The organism is Vibrio sp. 661 (assembly GCF_033339315.1).
Lineage (GTDB): Bacteria > Pseudomonadota > Gammaproteobacteria > Enterobacterales > Vibrionaceae > Vibrio > Vibrio alginolyticus.
In genome coordinates, this window is sequence record NZ_JAWOUJ010000008.1 from 114,807 (window position 1) to 132,543 (window position 17,737).

Annotated in this window: 18 protein-coding genes; 15 read left to right on the forward strand and 3 right to left on the reverse strand. The window is 45.5% G+C overall.

The genetic code is table 11. The annotated features are described in order from the left end of the window. The first annotated feature begins 26 nt into the window (after positions 1 to 26). From frsA to pgpA, 12 genes are all read left to right on the forward strand, one after another. Positions 27 to 1,274 carry an esterase FrsA gene (gene frsA / locus R7P69_RS15210; protein WP_238952223.1) on the forward strand — a complete coding sequence of 416 codons (1,248 nt, stop codon included), beginning with the start codon at positions 27 to 29 and terminating at the stop codon, positions 1,272 to 1,274. A gap of 115 nt (positions 1,275 to 1,389) precedes the next feature. Further along, complete coding sequence (gene crl, locus R7P69_RS15215) at positions 1,390 to 1,779, forward strand: sigma factor-binding protein Crl (protein ID WP_005381584.1); 390 nt, start codon at positions 1,390 to 1,392, stop codon at positions 1,777 to 1,779. 121 nt (positions 1,780 to 1,900) lie between these two features. Next, positions 1,901 to 3,040 carry a glutamate 5-kinase gene (gene proB, locus R7P69_RS15220; RefSeq protein WP_005383771.1) on the forward strand — a complete coding sequence of 380 codons (1,140 nt, stop codon included), beginning with the start codon at positions 1,901 to 1,903 and terminating at the stop codon, positions 3,038 to 3,040. A 17-nt stretch (positions 3,041 to 3,057) separates the two neighbouring features. Further along, positions 3,058 to 4,308 carry a glutamate-5-semialdehyde dehydrogenase gene (locus tag R7P69_RS15225; RefSeq protein ID WP_031780851.1) on the forward strand — a complete coding sequence of 417 codons (1,251 nt, stop codon included), beginning with the start codon at positions 3,058 to 3,060 and terminating at the stop codon, positions 4,306 to 4,308. Positions 4,309 to 4,514: 206 nt separating this feature from the next. Then, the gene (gene nrdR, locus R7P69_RS15230; RefSeq protein ID WP_005381578.1) at positions 4,515 to 4,964 is read left to right on the forward strand and encodes a transcriptional regulator NrdR; all 450 of its coding nucleotides are present in this window, start codon (positions 4,515 to 4,517) and stop codon (positions 4,962 to 4,964) included. A 7-nt stretch (positions 4,965 to 4,971) separates the two neighbouring features. Next, on the forward strand, positions 4,972 to 6,099 hold the full coding sequence (gene ribD, locus R7P69_RS15235; protein WP_238952224.1) for a bifunctional diaminohydroxyphosphoribosylaminopyrimidine deaminase/5-amino-6-(5-phosphoribosylamino)uracil reductase RibD: 1,128 nt from the start codon (positions 4,972 to 4,974) through the stop codon (positions 6,097 to 6,099). Between the two features lie 8 nt (positions 6,100 to 6,107). Next, positions 6,108 to 6,761 carry a riboflavin synthase gene (locus R7P69_RS15240; protein ID WP_005381574.1) on the forward strand — a complete coding sequence of 218 codons (654 nt, stop codon included), beginning with the start codon at positions 6,108 to 6,110 and terminating at the stop codon, positions 6,759 to 6,761. 173 nt (positions 6,762 to 6,934) lie between these two features. After that, positions 6,935 to 8,044: a bifunctional 3,4-dihydroxy-2-butanone-4-phosphate synthase/GTP cyclohydrolase II gene (gene ribBA / locus R7P69_RS15245; RefSeq protein ID WP_005381573.1), complete on the forward strand. Its 1,110-nt coding sequence runs from the start codon at positions 6,935 to 6,937 to the stop codon at positions 8,042 to 8,044. A gap of 169 nt (positions 8,045 to 8,213) precedes the next feature. Then, positions 8,214 to 8,684, forward strand: coding sequence for a 6,7-dimethyl-8-ribityllumazine synthase (gene ribE, locus R7P69_RS15250; RefSeq protein WP_005381572.1), 471 nt, complete (start codon positions 8,214 to 8,216; stop codon positions 8,682 to 8,684). Continuing rightward, positions 8,684 to 9,151: a transcription antitermination factor NusB gene (gene nusB, locus R7P69_RS15255; RefSeq protein ID WP_005381571.1), complete on the forward strand. Its 468-nt coding sequence runs from the start codon at positions 8,684 to 8,686 to the stop codon at positions 9,149 to 9,151. Before ribE ends, nusB begins: the two co-directional genes overlap by 1 nt. A gap of 78 nt (positions 9,152 to 9,229) precedes the next feature. Further along, a complete protein-coding gene (gene thiL, locus R7P69_RS15260; protein WP_017820606.1) occupies positions 9,230 to 10,195 on the forward strand; it encodes a thiamine-phosphate kinase in 966 nt (321 codons plus the stop codon). A 91-nt stretch (positions 10,196 to 10,286) separates the two neighbouring features. Beyond that, positions 10,287 to 10,793 (forward strand): phosphatidylglycerophosphatase A, encoded by a 507-nt coding sequence (gene pgpA, locus R7P69_RS15265; RefSeq protein WP_005381569.1) that lies wholly within the window; start codon positions 10,287 to 10,289, stop codon positions 10,791 to 10,793. Between the two features lie 58 nt (positions 10,794 to 10,851). Here the strand turns inward: pgpA and dxs are convergent, their stop codons facing one another. From dxs to xseB, 3 genes are read right to left on the reverse strand one after another with little or no spacing between them, the layout of a single operon-like run. Further along, positions 10,852 to 12,717 (reverse strand): 1-deoxy-D-xylulose-5-phosphate synthase, encoded by a 1,866-nt coding sequence (dxs, locus tag R7P69_RS15270; RefSeq protein WP_047010153.1) that lies wholly within the window; start codon positions 12,715 to 12,717, stop codon positions 10,852 to 10,854. Between the two features lie 20 nt (positions 12,718 to 12,737). Continuing rightward, the gene (ispA, locus tag R7P69_RS15275) at positions 12,738 to 13,622 is read right to left on the reverse strand and encodes a (2E,6E)-farnesyl diphosphate synthase (protein ID WP_005383621.1); all 885 of its coding nucleotides are present in this window, start codon (positions 13,620 to 13,622) and stop codon (positions 12,738 to 12,740) included. A gap of 21 nt (positions 13,623 to 13,643) precedes the next feature. Continuing rightward, positions 13,644 to 13,886, reverse strand: coding sequence for an exodeoxyribonuclease VII small subunit (gene xseB, locus R7P69_RS15280; protein WP_005381566.1), 243 nt, complete (start codon positions 13,884 to 13,886; stop codon positions 13,644 to 13,646). Between the two features lie 263 nt (positions 13,887 to 14,149). Here xseB and pomA point away from each other — a divergent pair, with 263 nt between their 5' ends. The 3 genes from pomA to thiI all read left to right on the forward strand — a co-directional run bounded on the left by pomA (position 14,150) and on the right by thiI (position 17,521). Further along, the gene (gene pomA, locus R7P69_RS15285; protein WP_005381564.1) at positions 14,150 to 14,911 is read left to right on the forward strand and encodes a flagellar motor protein PomA; all 762 of its coding nucleotides are present in this window, start codon (positions 14,150 to 14,152) and stop codon (positions 14,909 to 14,911) included. A gap of 14 nt (positions 14,912 to 14,925) precedes the next feature. Next, complete coding sequence (locus R7P69_RS15290) at positions 14,926 to 15,861, forward strand: flagellar motor protein MotB (RefSeq protein WP_206958415.1); 936 nt, start codon at positions 14,926 to 14,928, stop codon at positions 15,859 to 15,861. 211 nt (positions 15,862 to 16,072) lie between these two features. Continuing rightward, a complete protein-coding gene (gene thiI / locus R7P69_RS15295) occupies positions 16,073 to 17,521 on the forward strand; it encodes a tRNA uracil 4-sulfurtransferase ThiI (protein ID WP_042521212.1) in 1,449 nt (482 codons plus the stop codon). The last annotated feature ends 216 nt before the right edge of the window (positions 17,522 to 17,737 follow it).

Consider the following 17,737-nt stretch of genomic DNA (forward strand, 5'->3'; position numbering starts at 1 on the left):
CATGCTAATAGCCTAGGGTTCTTCCTATGTCTGAAGACGTCAGTAAAAATCTTTCCGAAACTTTGTTCGTGAAACATAAGCAAGCAAAAGAAACTTCCGCGCTTACCCAGTACATGCCGACCAGTAAAAAAATACTTGATGAACGAGAAGCGCAAGGTGATCGTGCTTGGTATCGTCATTTGCGTCGCTTGCAATGGGCTTGGCAAGGATTGTCTCCGATCGAAATGGAAGGCGTACTGTCCAAAATTGCTTCATCTTCTCACTCGCGAACCAATGATGATTGGTTAGACACTGTAATGGGTTATCACAGTGGTAACTGGACATTTGAGTGGATCAAGCTTGGTATGGATCATCAGAAGCGAGCAAATGAAATGCAAGGAGAAGAGGCAGCGGATGAACTCTTCACTGCTTCTTTGTGTTTTAGTATTGCAGGCTACCCACATTTAAAAAATGACAACTTGGCATCGCAAGCTCAAGTTCTGGCAAACAAAGCGTATTCTGACGGCGCAGAAAAAACTAAGTACACTATCAAGCAAATTGAAGTGCCTTACCAAAATCGCAAAATCATCGCGAACCTCCATTTACCAAGAACGGATAAACAGTTGCCTGTGGTAATGGTGAGCGCTGGTTTGGATACCCTACAAACCGACATGTGGCGTTTGTTCCGTAATCGTCTTGCACCGCGAGATATTGCGATGTTAACCGTGGACATGCCTTCGGTAGGGCATAGCTCTCATTGGCCCTTGACCGAGAATTCAAGTTGCCTACATCAAGCGGTATTGAATGAGCTTTACTCGCTACCTTGGGTTGATCATCACAAAGTGGGGTTAGTTGGGTTTCGTTTTGGTGGTAATGCCATGATCAGACTCTCTTTTGTCGAGCAAGAAAAGATCAAAGCTTGTGTCGCTCTAGGCGCACCCGTACATGATATTTTTACTTCCCCTCAGAAGTTGCAAAAAATGCCGAAGATGTACTTAGATCTTTTGGCTTCCCGTTTGGGGAAAAATGCGGTTGATATTAATAGCATGGCTGGTCAGATGATGGCGTGGTCATTGAAGGTTCAGGGCTTCCTGAGCAGTCGAAAAACCAAAGTGCCTATTTTGGCTTTGAGTCTTGAAGGCGATCCAGTGTCGCCACACAGTGATAATCAACTTGTTGCTCTATTTTGCCAGTATGGTAGAGCGAAAAAAATCAGTTCCAAAACAATTACAAAAGGATATGAGCAATCCCTCGATTTAGCCATAAAGTGGCTAGAAGATGAATTATTAGGGTGACAATTCTCCTAAATTAGTTAAGAGTGATATATCTGAGCAAAAAATAAGCTCATGATAATTAAAAATAATAATCATTCTTGGGTGTTTACTTTTAACTATGAAAACGGAGATTCATATGTCAGAGACGACTCAGGGCCCGACTCACTTTCGCTTGATGTCTAAGTTGAAGGCGATAGGGCCTTACCTGCGCGAACCACAATCGCAAGAAGGGCGCTATTATTTTGATTGTTTATCTGTATGTGTAGACGACAAAAAATCGCCTGAGAAGCGTGAATTTTGGGGCTGGTGGATGGATTTGGAATCCATCGAGGGAGGCTTTACTGCTAAATATCATATTGGCAAGTACAACAAAGAAGGGCAATGGGTATCTGAAGCCCTTCCCAAAAAAGTAGTAGAGGAAGTGTATCTCACGCAGAGCACATTCCATCAAAAGCTGGTTGATACTTTAGAAGAACACTTCAAATTAGAAGTCGAATATCACACGGAGTCTTTCGATTTCGCTTAATTTGGTTGTTTTCATTTAATACCAAACAAAAAGGTGCGAAAACGCACCTTTTCTCTTGTTAATTCCCTATTTGATTGTTAAAACATCCTCTCTTTATTTGTTTTTCACTTCAGAAGACATCATGACAACGAATCAACAAAATGCAGTTGTTTCACAACCACAAACTGTCGTTGTGAAACTGGGTACAAGTGTGCTGACAGGCGGCACTCTGGCACTCGACCGTGCACACATGGTTGAGTTAGCACGCCAGTGTGCTGAGCTTAAAAAACAAGGCCATTCAATCGTAATGGTTTCGTCTGGTGCGATTGCAGCAGGCCGTGAGCATCTTGGTTACCCCGCATTGCCCAACGAGATGGCGAGTAAGCAGTTACTTGCCGCGGTGGGGCAGAGTCGCTTGATTCAAACATGGGAGTCTTTGTTTGGTATTTATGGTATCAAGATCGGCCAAATGCTACTAACCCGTGCCGATTTAGAAGATCGTGAGCGATTCCTTAACGCGCGCGACACTATTAATGCGCTCGTTGCGAACGATATTGTTCCTATCGTAAACGAAAATGATGCCGTTGCGACTAGCGAGATTAAAGTTGGCGATAACGACAACCTTTCCGCTTTGGTAGGCATTTTATGTGGTGCAGATAAGCTCTTGCTTTTAACTGACCAAAAAGGTCTGTTTACTGCTGACCCTCGTAAAGATCCGAACGCAGAGCTTATCAAGGAAGTAAAAACCATCGACGATACGCTGCGTAAAATCGCAGGTGGAAGCGGTACAACATTGGGTACTGGTGGTATGGCAACGAAGCTGCAAGCCGCAGACATCGCTCGCCGCGCAGGTATAGAGGTTATTATTGCTGCTGGTAGTGCGCCGAATGTTATCTTTGACTCTTTAAGTGCTGAACCTCAGGGCACGCGCTTCCTACCTTGCGCTGAAGCCTTAGAGAATCGTAAACGCTGGATTCTAGCGGGACCTGCGGCATCGGGCGACATCGTTATTGATGATGGTGCAGTCAATGCTGTGGTCGGCAAGGGCAGTAGCCTACTTGCTAAAGGGGTCATCAAAGTTAGTGGTGACTTCGCACGAGGCGAAGTAGCGCGTGTAACAAACGCTCACGGTAAGTTGGTGGCTCGTGGCATCAGCGCCTACTCAAGTGATGACCTAACTAAAATTACGGGTAAGCACAGTAAAGATATCATCTCTATTTTGGGTCATGATTATGGCTCTGAGGTGATTCACCGCGATGATTTGGTCGTCATTCAGGAATAGAATTAGAGGGAAGCAAAGTGGATTTAACGAATATGGGTAAAGCTGCTAAAGATGCAGCTTTCGAATTAGCGACAGCGTCAACTGCGCAAAAAAACCAAGCATTAGCCATCATTGCTGATGAGCTAGAAGCAAACTCTGCTGCTATTTTGGCGGCAAACGCTAAAGACATCGAACTTGGCCGTGAAGCGGGTTTAACCGATGCGCTGCTCGATCGCCTTTTGCTTAACGAAGAACGATTGACTGCAATTGCGAATGATGTTCGCAACGTCATTAGCCTGAACGATCCTGTAGGCAGCGAAATAGACAGTAAGGTACTGGAAAATGGGATGTCACTGTCTCGTCGTCGCGTGCCGCTTGGTGTCGTGGGCGTAATTTATGAAGCGCGTCCAAACGTAACCATTGATATCGCAGCGTTGTGCTTGAAAACCGGCAACGCAAGCATTTTACGTGGTGGCAAAGAGACCTTTTTCTCGAATATGGAATTAGTGAAGGTTATTCAGTCTGCGCTCGCAAAGGCGAACCTTCCTGCCGCTTCTGTGCAGTACATTGAAAAACCAGATCGTGAGCTTGTTTCTCAATTGCTTAAGTTGGACGATTACGTCGACATGATCATTCCACGCGGTGGTGCTGGCCTACACAAAATGTGTAAAGAAAACAGCACGATTCCGGTGATTATTGGTGGCTTTGGTATCAGCCATATCTTTGTCGACGAATCCGCTGATCTAGAGAAATCCCTGAATGTGGTTGAGAACTCTAAAGTTCAACGTCCATCTGCGTGTAACTCATTAGATACGCTGCTCGTGCATGAAAAAATTGCAGCGCAACTCCTACCAATGATCGTAGAGCGCATGAACGATAAAGTGACCTTCGTGACAGAGCCTAAGGCAAAAGCACTGATGGCTCAAGCAACACAAATTCGCGATGCTGTTGAAGGTGACTTTGATACGGAATGGTTGAGCTACACTCTTGGTGTAAAAGTTGTGTCTGATGTGAAAGATGCCATTGATCATATGCGTGTCCATAACGCGAGCCACTCAGATGCGATCATGACCAATAGTTTGGAAAACTCAGAACTGTTCATCAATTCTGTCGGTTCGGCGGCGGTTTATGTGAATGCTTCAACGCGCTTTACAGACGGTGCGCAATTTGGCCTTGGCGCAGAAGTCGCAGTATCTACACAAAAGCTACATGCACGCGGTCCGATGGGCTTAGAAGAGCTAACTAGCTACAAGTGGGTTGGTAAAGCGAACTACTTAGCACGCAGTTAACACATTCGACGAGATCTTGAGTGAAAAAGGGGCCTTTGCGCCCCTTTTTGTTTTGTCTAACATACCAATTCCGCTACACTACATGAGCTTTTATTTCGGTTTGAAAGCGTTATACCCAAATAGCTTTAATAGAGTCCGTATAACCATGAACGCGTGGTTATCCGTGATTGCTCATGAGGTTATTTTGGTATAGATATGGAGGTGATATGCATTGTCCTTTTTGTTCCGAGAACGATACCAAAGTTATTGATTCCCGCTTAGTGGCTGATGGCCATCAAGTTCGACGTCGCCGTCAGTGCTTGGCGTGTAGCGAGCGTTTCACTACGTTTGAAAGCGCAGAGTTAGTGATGCCTAAAGTGATCAAATCGAATGGCAATCGTGAACCATTTGATGAAGATAAAATGGTTGGCGGTATTCAACGCGCTTTAGAGAAACGCCCAGTGAGTGCCGATTCTATAGAGTTAGCGATCAGTATGATCAAATCACAACTGCGTGCGACGGGTGAGCGAGAGGTTCCGAGTGAAATGATTGGTAATTTAGTCATGGACCAGCTCAAAGAGCTCGATAAGGTGGCTTACATTCGTTTCGCTTCCGTTTACCGAAGCTTTGAAGATATTCGCGAGTTTGGCGAAGAGATTGCCCGCCTAGAAGACTGAGTAGCTCATGACTCAACACACTCCTGAAAGAGCGTTTTCTGATTTAGATTTCGCCATGATGTCACGAGCTATTAAGTTAGCGAAACGTGGCATTTATACCACCGCCCCTAATCCAAATGTAGGGTGTGTCATCGTTCGTGATGAAGAAATTGTCGGTGAAGGCTATCACCATCGTGCTGGTGAGCCGCATGCCGAAGTGCACGCGATGCGCATGGCGGGTGAAAAAGCAGTTGGTGCAACCGCTTATGTGACGCTAGAACCTTGCTCTCATTACGGCCGTACACCGCCATGTGCCGAAGGGCTGATTAAAGCCAAAGTGGCACGTGTGGTTTGCGCCATGGTAGACCCAAACCCGAAAGTTGCAGGTCGCGGCATCCAGATGTTGCGTGATGCCGGAGTTGAAGTACAAATCGGCTTGTTAGAGCAAGATGCCCTTGCCCTTAACCCTGGTTTTATAAAGTACATGCGTACAGGCATGCCGTTTGTTCAATTAAAAATGGCAGCCAGTTTGGATGGGCAAAGCGCACTCAATAATGGTCAGAGCCAATGGATCACCTCCCCAGCGGCCCGCCAAGATGTGCAGCGTTATCGAGCAATGAGTGGTGGCATTCTTTCTACTAGCAAAACGGTGATTGATGATAATGCATCACTCAATGTGCGCTGGGATGACTTACCTAATAGTGTTCAAGCGCAGTATTTACAAGAAGAGCTTCGTCAACCAGTACGTGTAATCTTAGACCGTCAGAACCATTTAACGGGTGCGCTCAAGCTGTTCCATACCGATGGAGAACGAGTTATTGTTCGCTCTGATGGAGACTGTATCCCTCTATTGGACAGCGCTGACCAAATTGACTTATCAACGACATTAAAACGTATCTCGGATGAGCACCACATCAATCACTTATGGGTTGAAGCTGGAGCTACGCTAGCGAGTGCGATGATAAAGGCTAATCTTGTAGATGAGCTCATTGTTTACCTTGCGCCAAAACTCATGGGCAGCGATGGTCGGGGGCTTATCGGTGCTTTAGGGTTAAGCGCTATGGCTGACGTCATTGATTTAAACATTACAGACGTTCGTATGGTCGGGGTAGACATTCGCATCACCGCCACCATCAAACGTAATGAACTTAGATAAGAAATAGTATGTTTACAGGAATAGTAGAAGCAGTTGGCAAGTTAGCTGCGATTACGCCGAAGGGCGAAGATATCACCGTCACGGTTGAAACTGGTACGCTTGATATGTCAGACGTTAAGTTAGGCGATAGCATTGCGACCAATGGTGTTTGCTTAACGGTAGTTGACTTCGGAAGCCACTATTACAGTGCTGATCTGTCATTAGAAACCTTGAAGAAAACTGGGTTTGCTGAATACCAAGTAGGCGATAAGGTGAATCTAGAAAAAGCCATGTTGCCAACAACGCGATTGGGTGGACATATCGTTTCTGGCCATGTCGATGGGGTTGGTGAAATTGTCGAACGCAATTCAGTTGGCCGTGCGATAGAGTTTTGGGTTGCAATGCCTGCGGAAATTAGCAAGTACGTTGCAGAGAAAGGCTCGATTACTGTTGATGGTATTAGCCTAACCGTCAACGACTTACGTAAAAATGCTTTTAAGCTGACGATCGTTCCTCATACGAGTGAAGAAACTACGATTGACCAGTTTCAAGTGGGGCGCAAAGTCAACTTAGAAGTTGATGTACTTGCGCGTTATATGGAGCGTTTACTGCAAGGACAACAAGAAGATAAGGCCGAGTCTCGTATCACGATGGACTTTTTACAGCAAAACGGTTTTGCATAAGTCTTGGGAGTGGCTGCGTGAGGCATGCGATAAAGAGCAGACTCACAGAACACCGCGAGATTCATTGACTTGCTTGATGCAAAGCTCAAACTATTGACCTAACTAGCATTCAATGCAACGTAATTTTTCATTGCTGTCGCAATAACAAATTTAGAATAACGGGATAACAGACTATGCCAATCAGTACGCCACAAGAAATTATTGATGATATTCGCGCAGGCAAAATGGTCATCCTAATGGATGATGAAGACCGCGAGAATGAAGGTGACTTGATCATGGCTGCCGAGCATATTACGCCGGAAGCCATCAACTTTATGGCAACCTATGGCCGTGGCCTGATTTGTTTAACCATGACCAAAGATCGTTGCGAAAGTCTAGGTCTGCCACCAATGGTGCAAGACAATAATGCGCAATACACCACCAACTTTACTGTTTCGATTGAGGCAGCAGAAGGGGTAACGACTGGTATTTCAGCCGCAGATCGCGCACGTACCGTTCAAGCAGCAGTCGCGCCAAACGCTAAAGCTGCGGATTTGGTGCAGCCTGGTCACATCTTCCCTCTCGCAGCTCAAGACGGCGGTGTACTGACTCGCGCAGGTCACACTGAAGCTGGCTGTGATTTGGCTCGTCTTGCTGGTTTAGAGCCAGCATCGGTGATTGTTGAAATCTTAAATGACGACGGCACCATGGCTCGTCGCCCAGATCTAGAGATCTTTGCAGAGAAGCACGGTATTAAATTGGGCACTATTGCCGACCTAATTGAGTACCGCAATAACACTGAGACAACGATTGAACGTGTGGCAGAGTGCAAGTTACCGACAGAGTTTGGCGAGTTCACGTTAGTCACGTACAAAGACACCATTGATAACCAAGTGCACTACGCAATGTGCAAGGGCGATTTGAAAGAAAAAGCGCCACTGGTTCGCGTTCATCTTCAAGACGTTTTTACCGACTTACTACGTAGCGATCGTAATGCAGAGCGCAGCTGGACACTAGATAAGGCAATGAAACGCATTGGTGAAGAAGGCGGTGTGCTGGTTGTTCTTGGCCATGAAGAATCGACCGATCTACTTATTCATCGCGTGAAGATGTTCGAAGCGCAAGACAAAGGTGAAGCCCCAACGCTTGCTAAAAAACAAGGCACGTCTCGCCGTGTTGGCGTTGGTTCACAGATTCTTGCGGATCTCGGTGTACATGATATGCGCCTTCTGTCATCGACCAACAAAAAGTACCACGCGTTAGGTGGTTTTGGTCTGAACGTTGTTGAGTACGTCTGCGAGTAACAACCGAACAATAAGTTCCTAGTCTTTGACGTGCTTAACTCGTCAATGGCTAGGAACCGGTGATTTGCCTCCAATTTCCATTAGATATTGCTCACAAATTTGTGCTAGAATCCGGCGATTCTCACTTGATGAACATATTTCACTTATAAATAGAGTTAAAGGAAAGCTTATGAAAGTGATCGAGGGTGGCTTCCCAGCGCCAAATGCAAAAATTGCTATCGTTATTTCTCGTTTCAACAGTTTTATTAACGAAAGCCTACTTTCTGGTGCGATCGATACACTAAAGCGTCACGGACAAGTAAGCGAAGACAACATCACGGTTGTGCGTTGTCCAGGTGCCGTAGAACTACCTCTAGTAGCTCAGCGTGTTGCTAAAACTGGCAAATTCGACGCTATTGTTTCTCTAGGGTCTGTTATTCGCGGTGGAACGCCTCACTTTGACTATGTTTGTAGTGAAATGAACAAAGGTCTAGCACAAGTGTCTATGGAATTCAGCATTCCAGTAGCATTTGGTGTTTTGACTGTTGATACGATCGATCAAGCGATTGAACGCGCAGGAACCAAGGCTGGTAATAAAGGTGCAGAGGCTGCACTAAGCGCACTTGAAATGATTAATGTACTATCTGAAATTGATTCCTAATGGGGGCCAGTGTGAAACCAGCCGCACGTCGTAACGCACGTCAATTCGCTCTACAGGCGATCTACTCATGGCAAATTACTAAAGAGAATGTTGCCAAGATTGAAGAACAGTTTTTGTCTGGCGACAAATACGATGAAGAAGAACTTCATGCATCTGAGCCAGCGCTTGCTGCTCCAGAGACAGACGTAGCTTACTTCCGTGAACTATTAAGCGGTGTTGTACTTAGCCACGCTGAGCTAGATAGCAAAATTCGTCCATACATTTCTCGTCCTATGCAGGATTTAGATATGATGGAACTTGCTCTTCTTCGCCTTGCTATGTACGAGATGACTCGTCGCGAAGATGTTCCTTACAAAGTTGTTATCAATGAAGCGATTGAACTTGCAAAAGTTTTCGCAGCAGAAGATAGCCACAAGTTTGTGAATGGTGTACTTGATAAAGCAGCACCTCACATTCGTAAGAAATAACGATTTCTTCAATGAAAAGGTCAGCACATGCTGACCTTTTTTGTATCAAAAGCTTTTACATCAAAAAGTAAGTGAATTATGTCTGGTGAATTTAATCTGATAGACAAGTACTTCGTCGGTCGTCAGAGCCAACGTAAAGATGTCCATCTAGCCGCTGGTGATGATTGTGCTTTGGTCAAAGCGCCAGCTAATGTTCAGATTGCGATTAGCACGGATACATTGGTAGCTGGAACGCATTTCTTAGTCGACGCGAACCCAGCATGGGTCGCACACAAAGCATTGGCTTCTAACATCAGTGATTTGGCGGCGATGGGCGCAACGCCTGCGTGGGTGAGCTTTGCATTAACGATGCCTGAGCCAGATGAAGAATGGCTTGCTCCTTTCTGTGATGCATTTTTCGAACTGGCTGATTACTATGGTATTCAGTTAATAGGCGGTGATACCACCAAAGGGCCATTGTGTCTGACACTCACGGTGCAAGGTTTTGTACCTGAAGACAAAGCGCTCACGCGATCCGGAGCCAAGCCTGGGGATTGGGTATATGTAACGGGAAACCTTGGCGATGCAAAAGCTGGCTTGGATGTGATTCTAGATGACTCTCTGCGCAGCAGAGCCGGCGCGGAAGCACTAGAGCGAGCTCATTACCTTAGTTCTCCGCGTGTGCTTGCTGGACAAGCTCTTGTTGGCTTAGCCTCGTCGGCGATAGATATTTCAGATGGTTTAATCTCTGATATTAAGCACATTTTACAGCGTTCTCAGGTTGGGGTGAGTATTGATGTCTCTCAGCTACCGATCTCTTCAGAATTAGTCCAGTTTTTAGATGATAAGATCAGCGCGCAGCAGTATGCTTTAGCAAGTGGCGAAGAATACGAGTTGTGTTTTACCGTGCCGGAGCAAAATCGAGGCTCGTTACAAAGCGCTTTATCTCATACTGGCTGTAAGGTCACATGTATTGGTCAAATCCGACCAAATGGAACCTTCGAGCTGCATGATAACAATCAACCACTTGATTGGGACTTAAGTGGCTTCGACCACTTTAAATGATCTGAGCTAAGCTCTAGCCAAGAGCCTGTTACTATTGAGTAACTCGCAGGCATGACGATTGAAACCAAACTAGCAGTATAGGTTTAAGGATATGACCAACCCTCTTTCTCTGATTTCATTAAAGAATCCGTGGCATCTATTGGCGACGGGTTTTGGCAGTGGATTATCCCCGTTTATCCCTGGAACAATGGGCACACTGGCGGCCGTGCCTTTCTTTTTGCTGTTGGCACAATTACCATTTACGGCGTATGTCATTGTTGTTCTGATTTCGTGTGTGATCGGCATTCAAATATGCCAAGTGACGTCTGCAGACATGAAAGTACATGATCATGGTTCAATCGTATGGGATGAGTTTGCGGGCTTTTGGATTACGATGAGCATTGTACCTGCACTGAATATTCCACTCACTGAATGGAAGTGGTTGATCACTGGCTTCATCTTATTTCGTTTTTTCGATATGGTAAAACCTTGGCCAATTGGGTGGCTAGATAAGCGAGTTCACGGTGGGCTGGGTATTATGGTTGATGATATCGTGGCGGGAATTATGGCTGGTGTTGCCCTGTTTCTAGTCGCAAAATACGCTGGCTGGATGAATTAAACCATGAACTAAACACTGGACGTAAAAAAGGGATGCCATGAGCATCCCTTTTTACATGCTATTTTGCTAAATAATCCAAGATGGATTTTTCAATTCCTTTTGCATCGAGACCAAGCTCTTCATGCAGTTCATCTTGTGTTCCCTGATGAATAAACTCATCGGGTAAACCTAGGTTTAAGACTGGCTTAATGATTTTATCTTTCATCATGAACTCAACGACACCCGCACCTGCACCACCTGCGATAACATTTTCTTCTAACGTCACGAGCACGTCATGATCTGCGGCTAATTGACGAATTAATGCTTCATCGAGCGGCTTCACAAAGCGCATATCAGCAACAGTGGCGTTAAGGTATTCTGCCGCTTCTAGCGCGTTACCCAAGAAAGTACCAAAGTTCAGAATAGCAACTTTTTCACCTTGGCGAACCATGCGTCCTTTACCGATTTCTAACGCCGTAAACTCAGTTTCGATTTCTACGCCCATCCCGCTACCACGAGGGTATCGAACCGCACTAGGGCCAGTATGTTTATGGCCAGTGTAAAGCATTTGTCGACATTCGTTTTCGTCACTTGGCGCCATGATCACCATGTTCGGAATACAGCGCATAAAGCTCAAATCGAACGCACCTTGGTGAGTTTGACCATCTGCGCCAACGAGACCTGCGCGGTCGATCGCAAACATCACTGGTAAGTCCATGATCGCGATGTCGTGGATCAATTGGTCATAACCACGTTGCAAGAAAGTCGAATAGATAGCAACGATTGGATGATCGCCCGCAATTGCCATGCCTGTTGCCAGTGTCACTGCGTGCTGCTCAGCAATCGCCACATCAAAGTATTGGTCTGGGTACTCTTTTGAGAAACGCACCATACCTGATCCTTCGCGCATTGCTGGCGTAATTGCCATTAGCTTAGGATCTTGGGCCGCCATGTCACATAAAAAGTCACCAAAGATCTTTGAGTAAGTTGGCTTACCGCCACTGCTTTTCGGTAGACAGTTATGTGTTGGATCGAATTTAGGAACACCATGGTAGCCGATAGGATCTTTCTCGGCAGGCTCATAACCTTTGCCTTTCTTGGTCATGATGTGCAGGAATTGAGGGCCTTTGAGCTCACGCATATTTTTCAGCGTTTTGACGAGTTCGTTGACGTCGTGCCCATCAATCGGACCAATGTAATTAAAGCCGAACTCTTCGAACAGAGTACCAGGCACTACCATGCCTTTTAGGTGCTCTTCCGTACGGCGAACCAACTCTTTAATAGGTGGAACACCAGACAGCACTTTCTTGCCGCCTTCACGGATAGAAGTGTATAAGCTACCAGAAAGTACCTTTGCAAGGTGGTTATTCAGGGCGCCGACGTTTTCTGAAATCGACATTTCGTTGTCGTTCAAAATCACCAACATATCAGGATGAACGTCGCCAGCGTGGTTCATGGCTTCGAATGCCATGCCTGCTGTAATTGCGCCATCACCAATCACACTGACGATTTTGCGACCTTTACCTTCTTTTTGTGCGCTGATGGCCATGCCAAGACCTGCACTAATCGATGTCGAAGAGTGGCCGACAGATAAGGTGTCATATTCACTTTCTTCACGCCAAGGGAAAGGGTGTAGACCATCCTTTTGGCGAATTGTTGGCATTTTATCGCGACGTCCGGTGAGGATTTTGTGCGGGTAAGCCTGATGACCAACATCCCAGATCAATTTGTCGATAGGGGTGTTGTAAACATAATGCAGAGCGACAGTTAGCTCTACGGTGCCTAAGCCAGACGCTAAGTGTCCGCTAGATTGGCTCACTGAATTTAGCAGATACGTTCGCAGTTCATCACACAGATTTGGTAATGTTTCTTTCGGAAGAAGACGTAATTCTTCCGGTGTATTTGCTAACGCCAGTGTTGGGTACTTTGAAATATCAAGAGTCATATAAATGCGCGCTTATAGTGTTAATTTTTGCGCTCGATGACATATCGGGCGAACTCTTCGAGTAACTGAGTATTGTATGGGATAGCTTCCAATGCTTGAAGTGCTTCCTGTAACAGAGTGTGAGCTTTCTCTATGGCTCCCTCTAAACCCAGCAGGGAAGGATAAGTGCTCTTATTCAGACCTTGGTCGGAACCTTGAGGCTTACCCAGTGTTTCTGTGTCACTGATGATATCAAGAATATCGTCTTGAACCTGAAACGCCAAACCAATTGCTTTTGAGTAGCGCTCCAAGTGAGGTAGAACCTCGATACCTTTCTCACCAGCAGCTAATGCACCTAATTTTACCGCACAATCAATCAGAGCTCCGGTTTTTTTACGGTGTATCTCTTCCATTTCTTCAAGAGAAACTTGGCGATTTTCCGCGCCTAAATCTAAGGCTTGCCCTACACACATGCCGCTGGCACCAGAGGAATGCGCTAAGGCTTTGATCATGTTGATGCGTTGAGCTTCTGCCGCCGGGCTTAATTGACCATCAGCAATAATAGTGAAGGCAAGGGTTTGTAGTGCATCACCTGTCAGTATTGCGGTTGCTTCATCAAACTTAATATGACAAGTTGGTTGACCTCGACGCAGTTCATCATCGTCCATGGCTGGCAGATCATCATGAATGAGTGAGTAGGCATGTATACATTCGATAGCAGCGGCGGGGGTGTCTAAGTCTTCAGGTTTACAGCCGAGCATTTGACCTGTGATGTAAACAAGAAAAGGGCGAACGCGTTTCCCACCTAGCAAAAGGCCGTATTTCATTGCTTGAATCAATGGCTGCTCTTGATATGGAAGCTGATCGAGCCACAAATTCAATTGCTGATTGTTTCTTTGTTGAAAAGACGTCAATGTCTGTTGCATCACATTGCTCACTACTGATTGTTATTCTGAATCTGGTTTGAAGTCACTCAGTGGTGCTTCATCATCTTCACTAAGAAGAATGCTCACGCGCTGTTCGGCGTCGCTTAATTTAGTTTGGCCTGCACGAGCTAAGGCAATGCCTCGTTCAAACTTACGCAGGGCATCATCTAGAGCAAGATCGCCATTTTCTAATTGATCAACCAAGCTATCAAGCTCTTCAATGGTTGCTTCAAAGGTCATGTTTTCTGGTTTCTTGACCGCCATCTTTTTTCTGCCTTAATCAAGCCTCGGGTAAGATGCACGAAAGTTACCTTAGCCTAGTAACTTGGTCAAATTTAACCTTATATAATTGTCACAAAATTAGCGTTCAACGAGTCTAAGCGATGAAACCCCATATTTTGGTTGAGGTTGTTAAGTGTAATTTGTGATCCATTAGCTAAGATTTTTCTAAAAATTCTGCGCGAGTTGTCGATACAGGTAATAATCCGCCCAATGGCAGTATTTGAGTATAGCGTGAGGAGTGCTTTGTGGATTTAGCAACCCTATTAGGTTTGATTGGTGGTTTTGCATTCGTCATTATGGCGATGGTGCTTGGTGGCAGCATCGGCATGTTTGTCGATGTCACGTCGATCCTTATTGTCGTTGGTGGCTCAATATTCGTCGTGTTGATGAAGTTCACAATGGGACAGTTTTTTGGTGCGACAAAGATTGCTGGCAAAGCCTTCATGTTTAAAGCGGATGAACCCGAAGACCTGATCGCAAAAATTGTGGAAATGGCCGACGCGGCGCGTAAAGGTGGTTTTCTTGCTCTTGAAGAGATGGAAATAAACAACACATTCATGCAGAAAGGCATTGATCTACTGGTTGATGGCCATGATGCCGACGTTGTGAGAGCGGCACTCAAAAAAGACATCGCGCTTACGGATGAACGACATACGCAAGGTACTGGCGTATTTCGCGCCTTTGGCGACGTTGCTCCTGCGATGGGAATGATTGGCACCTTGGTTGGTCTTGTTGCGATGCTTTCAAACATGGATGACCCTAAAGCGATTGGACCAGCAATGGCCGTTGCACTCTTGACCACATTGTATGGCGCGATCCTGTCCAATATGGTGTTTTTCCCTATTGCGGATAAGCTTTCTCTTCGCCGTGACCAAGAAACGCTAAATCGCCGTTTGATCATGGATGGCGTATTAGCGATTCAAGATGGCCAAAACCCGCGAGTGATCGATAGTTACTTGAAGAACTACCTCAATGAAGGTAAACGTGCCCTTGAGATTGACGAGTAACTTGGAGAGTCGTGATGGATGATGAAGATAACAAATGCGATTGTCCGCCACCTGGCCTCCCGTTATGGATGGGGACATTCGCAGATTTGATGTCGCTACTGATGTGTTTCTTTGTTCTTCTGCTCTCTTTTTCTGAGATGGATGTACTGAAGTTCAAACAAATTGCAGGATCAATGAAATTTGCCTTCGGTGTGCAAAATCAGCTTGAAGTGAAAGACATTCCCAAAGGCACTAGCATTATTGCCCAAGAGTTTCGACCGGGTCGGCCGGAACCAACTCCGATTGATGTCATCATGCAGCAAACCATGGACATCACTCAGCAGACGCTCGAATTTCATGAAGGGGAGTCTGATCGAGCTGGTGGCACAAAACGTGATGAAGGCAAGTTAACGGGTGGGCAATCGCCAGAAACGTCAACTCAAAACAATGAATCTGCCGAAGCGGACATGCAACAACAGCAATCTAAAGAGATGGAAACCTTGATGGAAAGCATCAAGAAAGCCTTAGAGCGAGAGATTGAACAAGGCGCCATTGAAGTTGAAAACCTCGGTCAGCAGATTGTTATACGTATGCGTGAAAAAGGTGCATTCCCAGAAGGTTCGGCCTTCTTGCAGCCTAAGTTTCGTCCTTTAGTTCGTCAGATTGCAGAGCTAGTAAAAGACGTGCCAGGCATTGTGCGAGTATCTGGCCATACAGACAATCGACCGCTAGACTCGGAACTTTATCGTTCTAACTGGGATCTCTCTTCTCAGCGTGCAGTATCAGTCGCGCAAGAGATGGAGAAAGTGAGAGGCTTCTCTCATCAACGTTTAAGAGTACGAGGCATGGCGGATACGGAACCCTTGTTACCGAATGATTCTGATGACAATCGCGCGCTTAACCGACGGGTTGAAATCAGCATTATGCAAGGCGAGCCTCTCTACAGTGAAGAAGTGCCGGTAATTCAATAACTAGGCTTTAGTTTTAAGTCAGTAAAGAGATAAGAAAGCGAGCAGATTGCTCGCTTTTTTTGTTTTTCCAATCCGCTTGGGTGTATAATCTTGCGCCTTAAAAGTGAGCTCAGACTACTTTTTGTGACTGAAACGCGGTTTTACTGCGTATGAAGTATTGAAGTTGAGTGTCACTCTTTGTTGATTGCGAAACTAACCTGCGAATTAGACTATGAAATTTATTGTAAAGCCCCATCCAGAAATTTTTGTAAAAAGTGAATCTGTGCGTAAGCGCTTCACAAAGATTTTAGAGTGCAACATTCGTAACATCATTAAGAGCCGCACGGAGTCTGTCGCGGTATTTAACCGTCGTGATCACATTGAAGTGACCTCTGAGAGTAACGAATTCCACGCTGAAGTTCTTGAGGTTTTGACTCATACACCAGGCATTCACCACGTACTGGAAGTGAAGCAAACTGAATTTAAAGACTTGCACGATATCTTCGAGCAAGTACTAGAACTCAACCGTGCTGCACTCGAAAATAAAACCTTTGTTGTACGTGCGAAGCGTCGTGGCAAGCATGACTTTACCTCTATTGAACTAGAGCGTTATGTAGGCGGTGGTTTAAATCAAGCGATTGAAAGCGCTAGTGTTAAGCTACGAAACCCAGACGTGACGATCAAGGTAGAAGTCTCGAACGACAAGCTAAACCAAGTATTGTCTCGTCATAAAGGCCTAGGTGGTTTCCCACTGGGTACGCAAGAAGACGTGTTAAGCCTGATCTCGGGTGGTTTCGACTCTGGTGTTTCAAGCTATCTTCATATCAAGCGTGGTTCAAAAGTACATTACTGCTTCTTTAACTTAGGTGGTCCAGCACACGAAATCGGCGTTAAGCAGGTTTCTCACTACCTATGGAACAAATACGGTTCTTCAGCAAAAGTACGTTTTATCTCAGTTGATTTCGAGCCTGTGGTTGCGGAAATCCTAGAGAAAGTCGATGACGGCCAAATGGGCGTGATCTTGAAGCGTATGTTTATGCGTGCAGCAGGCATGATCGCTCAGAAGATGAAGATCGAAGCATTGGTAACAGGTGAAGCGCTAGGTCAAGTATCGAGCCAAACGCTAACCAATCTACGCCACATCGATAACGTAACTGACACGCTGATTCTGCGTCCACTTATCAACTGGGATAAAGAAGACATCATCAATCTAGCACGTGAAATCGGCACAGAAGATTTCGCGAAGACAATGCCAGAATACTGTGGTGTTATCTCTAAGAAGCCAACCGTGAAAGCGGTGAAAGGCAAGCTAGAAGCTGAAGAAGAGAAATTCGACTTTAGTATCCTTGAGCAAGTGGTTCAAGAAGCTCGCATGATGGACATTCGTGATATTGCGAAAGAGTCTGAGCAAGCCGCACCAGAAGTAGAGCAAGTTCAAGCGATAGAAGAGCACGCGGTTGTGCTAGATATTCGTAGTCCTGAAGAGGAAGACGATAACCCACTTGAAATCGAAGGTGTGGATGTGAAACATATCCCTTTCTACAAGCTGGGTACACAGTTTGGTGACTTAGACCAGTCTAAGACATACCTACTTTACTGTGACCGCGGTGTGATGAGCCGTCTGCAAGCGCTTTACTTGCAAGAGCAAGGCTTCAGCAACGTAAAAGTTTACCGTCCATAGCTGACTGTTAAAATACGTTAAAAGGCGCAAATTGAGACATCAATTTGCGCCTTTTTTGTTTTTGATCGCGTTACAGACAACCATTACTTAGCATAATGTTGAGGCTTATCGCAAAGCCATACACTTTGTGTTGATATAACGATAATTAATCCGAAAGAAGAGTAATAAAGTGATATTGCTGCCAGATATGCGGATGAGATTTTTGATAGATAAAAA

Bases quoted from the DNA above. Each gene is read 5' to 3' on its own strand.
- R7P69_RS15240 (WP_005381574.1), top strand. From the start codon at position 6,108: ATGTTTACAGGAATAGTAGAAGCAGTTGGCAAGTTAGCTGCGATTACG.
- ribD (WP_238952224.1), top strand. From the start codon at position 4,972: ATGACTCAACACACTCCTGAAAGAGCGTTTTCTGATTTAGATTTCGCC.
- frsA (WP_238952223.1), top strand. From the start codon at position 27: ATGTCTGAAGACGTCAGTAAAAATCTTTCCGAAACTTTGTTCGTGAAA.
- pgpA (WP_005381569.1), top strand. From the start codon at position 10,287: ATGACCAACCCTCTTTCTCTGATTTCATTAAAGAATCCGTGGCATCTA.
- nusB (WP_005381571.1), top strand. From the start codon at position 8,684: ATGGGGGCCAGTGTGAAACCAGCCGCACGTCGTAACGCACGTCAATTC.
- thiI (WP_042521212.1), top strand. From the start codon at position 16,073: ATGAAATTTATTGTAAAGCCCCATCCAGAAATTTTTGTAAAAAGTGAA.
- ispA (WP_005383621.1), bottom strand. From the start codon at position 13,622: ATGCAACAGACATTGACGTCTTTTCAACAAAGAAACAATCAGCAATTG.
- thiL (WP_017820606.1), top strand. From the start codon at position 9,230: ATGTCTGGTGAATTTAATCTGATAGACAAGTACTTCGTCGGTCGTCAG.
- crl (WP_005381584.1), top strand. From the start codon at position 1,390: ATGTCAGAGACGACTCAGGGCCCGACTCACTTTCGCTTGATGTCTAAG.
- nrdR (WP_005381578.1), top strand. From the start codon at position 4,515: ATGCATTGTCCTTTTTGTTCCGAGAACGATACCAAAGTTATTGATTCC.
- proB (WP_005383771.1), top strand. From the start codon at position 1,901: ATGACAACGAATCAACAAAATGCAGTTGTTTCACAACCACAAACTGTC.
- dxs (WP_047010153.1), bottom strand. From the start codon at position 12,717: ATGACTCTTGATATTTCAAAGTACCCAACACTGGCGTTAGCAAATACA.
- R7P69_RS15290 (WP_206958415.1), top strand. From the start codon at position 14,926: ATGGATGATGAAGATAACAAATGCGATTGTCCGCCACCTGGCCTCCCG.
- xseB (WP_005381566.1), bottom strand. From the start codon at position 13,886: ATGGCGGTCAAGAAACCAGAAAACATGACCTTTGAAGCAACCATTGAA.
- ribE (WP_005381572.1), top strand. From the start codon at position 8,214: ATGAAAGTGATCGAGGGTGGCTTCCCAGCGCCAAATGCAAAAATTGCT.
- ribBA (WP_005381573.1), top strand. From the start codon at position 6,935: ATGCCAATCAGTACGCCACAAGAAATTATTGATGATATTCGCGCAGGC.